Origin of the sequence: Actinoplanes sp. NPDC048791, assembly GCF_040650095.1 — a bacterium.
Taxonomy (GTDB): Bacteria; Actinomycetota; Actinomycetes; order Mycobacteriales; family Micromonosporaceae; genus Actinoplanes.
On the sequence record NZ_JBEZGQ010000440.1, the window covers coordinates 1 to 3,150 of the forward strand.

At 70.4% G+C, this 3,150-nt stretch carries 4 protein-coding genes; 3 read left to right on the top strand and 1 reads right to left on the bottom strand.

Translation table 11 applies throughout. The annotated features are described in order from the left end of the window. Positions 1-248 precede the first annotated feature (248 nt). Positions 249-1,133, top strand: a complete 885-nt coding sequence (locus AB0C29_RS27225) for a sigma-70 family RNA polymerase sigma factor (RefSeq protein WP_360825639.1) — start codon at positions 249-251, stop codon at positions 1,131-1,133. Here AB0C29_RS27225 and AB0C29_RS27230 read toward each other — a convergent pair. Next, on the bottom strand, positions 1,075-1,872 hold the full coding sequence (locus AB0C29_RS27230) for an NAD(P)H-binding protein (protein WP_360825642.1): 798 nt from the start codon (positions 1,870-1,872) through the stop codon (positions 1,075-1,077). The genes AB0C29_RS27225 and AB0C29_RS27230 overlap by 59 nt on opposite strands. A 180-nt stretch (positions 1,873-2,052) precedes the next feature. Between AB0C29_RS27230 and AB0C29_RS27235 the strand changes: the two genes are divergently transcribed. Both AB0C29_RS27235 and AB0C29_RS27240 read left to right on the top strand, forming a co-directional pair. Next, positions 2,053-2,520, top strand: coding sequence for a hypothetical protein (locus AB0C29_RS27235; RefSeq protein ID WP_360825645.1), 468 nt, complete (start codon positions 2,053-2,055; stop codon positions 2,518-2,520). Between the two features lie 50 nt (positions 2,521-2,570). Further along, positions 2,571-3,150 (top strand): SDR family NAD(P)-dependent oxidoreductase (locus AB0C29_RS27240; protein WP_360825648.1); only part of this gene is annotated, 580 nt, incomplete at its 3' end.

Consider the following 3,150-nt stretch of genomic DNA (forward strand, 5'->3'; position numbering starts at 1 on the left):
TACACCTAAACACAACACACTTAAGCGGCGAGGACCCCGCCGGGGGGCTCACAACTGCCCGGCCGGGCCGCGGGCTTCCTTCCCCGCCGGGCCCCCGGGTGCTGCACTGATCGGTCCGGCGCACCCCCGAGGTCCTCCGGAGACCCATCCAACCAGAGTCAGCCGGACCCTTCTGCCCTCCATCGGTTACCTCGGCCCTCCGCCACTCGTCATGTTCATGACGGAACGTGCTGGGGGAAGGTATCGACATGACCGGATCGAACGCGCCCGAAGCCGTCGCGCGAGCCTTCGAGGCGCAGCGTGAGCGGCTGGTCGCGGTGGCCTACCGGATGCTCGGGTCCCGGGCGGACGCCGAGGACGCGGTGCAGGAGGCCTGGCTGCGGCTGGCCCGCCAGGAAACCGCCGCGATCGACAATCTCGCCGGCTGGCTGACCACCGTGGTCGGCCGGGTGTGCATCGACCTCCTGCGCTCCCGCCGGGCTCGCCCGGAGGCGCCGTCCGAGCAGCTGCCCGAGCTGATCGTGGCCGCCGACCCGGGTGATACGCCCGAGGACAGCGCGCTGCTCGCCGATTCGGTCGGCCTCGCGCTGATGGTGGTGCTCGACACGCTCCGCCCGGCCGAACGGCTCGCCTTCGTCCTGCACTACATGTTCGCGGTGCCGTTCCAGGACATCGCGCCGATCGTCGGCCGGTCCCCCGACGCCACGAAGATGCTCGCCCACCGGGCCCGTCGTAAGGTGCAGGACAGGCCCCGGGCCGGCGACGAGCCGAAGAGACAGCGGGCGGTGGTAGACGCGTTCATCGCGGCCTCCCGGAACGGCGATTTCGACGGGCTGCTGCGGGTGCTGGACCCGGACGTGACGTGGCGCGCGTACACCGGGCACGGGGTTGTCGTCAGACAGGGCGCGACCGAGGTCGCCGCCCGGGCCCAGCACGGGGTCAGGGCGCAGGTGAGCACCTACCCGGTGCTGGTCAACGGCGAGCCGGGCTTCGTGGCGTCGGACCGCAAAGGCAGGCCGCTGGGTGTCATGGCGTGCACCGTGGCCGACGGTCGCATCATCGAGATGCTGTCCGTCACCGACTCTGAGCGCCTCGCGTCCATGGACCTTCCGCGGTCGGCCGGGGCAGGTTGAGGCCGGCGAGCCAGTCCTCGAAGGTGGTGGGAGTGATCTCGGCGTCCGGGCCGGGCAGCAGGACGTCGCCCGCCATGGACTGGTCGAAGACGCCGTTGTGCCAGGTCGGCACGAGGCGGACCGTCCTGCCCTGCGCGATGTGGGTGCGCCGGGCCATGTCGACCAGGTCCTGGGTGTCGGGGCCGGCGACGTCACGGTGCCGGCCCTGCGGCTGTCCCACGGCGACCCGGGCCAGCACGCCGGCCACGTCCTCAGGCGCGATCGGCTGGAGCAGCAGGGGCGGGATCAGGGCCGCCCCGTCCTGTTCGAACCAGGACGCGACCATGGCCGGGAAATCGTGGAACTGGGTCGCGGGGACGATCGTGAACGGGACCGGACCCGCCTCCACCGCGGCCTCCTGCGCCCGCTTGCCCGCGTAGTGGGCGTTCCCCTCGACCTTGTGCACGCCCACGATGCTCAGCGCCACGTGGTGCCGTACGCCTGCCCGCTCTTCGGCCTCCAGCAGGTTTCTGGTGGTCGCCGTGAAGAAGCCGACCGTCTCGGCCCGGTCCGGGGCGGTGCTGCTCAACGTGTCGATCACCGCGTCCACGCCGGTCAATGCCGCATCCAGTCCGCTTCCGGTGCGGACGTCCACCCCCTCGGCGCGGCTGATCCGCCGGACCTCGTGCCCGTCGCGTTCGAGGGCTGCCACCGTCAGGGAACCGATCCGGCCGGTTGCTCCGGCCACTGCTACGCGCATCGTTCTTCCTTCCACCTGGTGTCGTCGTAACCACTGGTCGATTGCGGCCGGCGAAACGTGACAGCTGGTGAGCGGCGACACATCCTGGTCGTGCTGTGACGATTTTTCCGGACGCCTCGTCAACAGGACATGCCAAACATCGTGATTACCGGAGCCACCGGCGTTGCCGGGCGGCGTGCCGTGATCCTCGCTCACCTCGTACCGCTCACCGTCCTGCCCTCGGGGGTGTGGCGGACCGTGCTGGGGTTCGGGTTCGGGATGGGGTTCAGCCCGACCGCCCTGGAGGCGAGCGACATCCCCGGCTGGGGCTCGGCGTGGGTCTTCTTCCTCACCGTCCTCACCGAAGCGCTGGCCCTGCTGACCATCGGCCTCGTGCGGCCCTGGGGTGAGGTCGTGCCTGCCTGGGTGCCGCGGCTCGGTGGCCGCCGGATCCCACCGGCGGCTGTGGTCGTGCCGGCGACCGTCGGCGGCATCCTGCTGATCGTCATCTGGACCTTCGCGGTGGGCCGGCTGTTCGTCGCCGAGGTCGAGGGGTTCACCGGCGGCAACGGATGGTGGGTGCTGATGGTCAGCTGCTACCTGCCGGCCCTGTTGTGGGGTCCCCTGCTCCTCTCGGTCACATACCTCCACTACCGAGCCCGTACGTGAGGCGGCCCACACCTTGTTACAACCGGTGGCTGCCTCTCGTCACGGATGGCATGACAGCTACGCGAAAGACCTCGGTGCTGATCACCGGAGGCAACAAGGGACTGGGCTACGAAGCGGCCCGGCGGCTCGGCGAGCAAGGCTGGACGGTCTTCCTCGGCTCGCGAGATCCGGAACGCGGACAAGCGGCCGCCGACAAGCTGACCGCCGGCGGCGCCGAGGTGGTCATGGTGCCGCTGGACGTCACCTCGGACGAGTCGGTCGCCGACGCCGTACGGCTCGTCCGCGAGCACACCGACCGGCTGGACGTGCTCATCAACAACGCGGGCGCGCCGGGGCGCGTGGTCGCGCCCGCGGACGCGACAGTCGAGGAGATCCACGCCGTCTACGAGACCAATGTGTACGGGCCCATCAGGGTCACGCACGCCTTCCTTCCGCTGCTCCAGGCGGCGGACAACCCGCGTGTCGTGATGGTCGGCAGCGGGGGCGGTTCCTTCGCCGTTGTCACCGACCCGGACCAGCCCGTCTCGAGGATGCACGAGCTGGCCTACAGCTCGTCGAAGGCCGCACTGCACATGATCACGCTCCGGTACGCCCAGGCGCTGCCGGCCATCAAGTTCAACGTCGCCACCC

What these genes read in the sequence shown, in the direction of transcription:
- AB0C29_RS27225 (WP_360825639.1), top strand. Translation starts at nt 249, where the DNA reads ATGACCGGATCGAACGCGCCCGAAGCCGTCGCGCGAGCCTTCGAGGCG.
- AB0C29_RS27230 (WP_360825642.1), bottom strand. Translation starts at nt 1,872, where the DNA reads ATGCGCGTAGCAGTGGCCGGAGCAACCGGCCGGATCGGTTCCCTGACG.